1 protein-coding gene is annotated in these 423 nt (G+C 66.7%); it reads left to right on the top strand.

The genetic code is table 11. The features are described 5' to 3' along the window. The coding region (locus tag QZH66_RS18520; protein ID WP_305807249.1) for a hypothetical protein at positions 1 to 423 on the top strand (423 nt) is incomplete at both ends.

The raw sequence follows: 423 nt of genomic DNA, 5'->3' as shown, positions 1-423 counted from the left end.
GCGCACCGCGTTCTACCAGGCGAGCGGCGCCTTCGGCTTTCGCGATCAGTTGCAGGACGTGATGGCTCTTGTCCACGCCGTGCCCGATGCTGTGCGCGCGCACCTGCTGCTCTGCGCATCGCGCCAGTTTTCCGAAGGCGATGTGCAGCATTGGTGGCACCCGCCGTCGGGGCGCGGCGTGCGCACGCGTTGTTCGGACGATTATTTGTGGCTGCCACTGGCGGTGTGCCGCTATGTGGAGGCCACGGGCGACACCGGCGTGCTCGACGAGCCGGCGCACTTTCTCGAAGGCCGGGCGCTTCAGGAGCACGAAGACTCCTACTACGACCTGCCGACCCAGTCCGAAAAAATCGCCAGCCTGTATGCGCACTGCGTGTGCGCGGTCGAGCACGGCCTGCGTTTCGGCGTGCATGGCCTGCCCCT

Origin of the sequence: Stenotrophomonas sp. YIM B06876, from assembly GCF_030711595.1 — a bacterium.
In the GTDB taxonomy this organism is placed as follows: Bacteria; Pseudomonadota; Gammaproteobacteria; order Xanthomonadales; family Xanthomonadaceae; genus Stenotrophomonas.
This window is presented reverse-complemented; position numbering and strand designations above follow the sequence as displayed.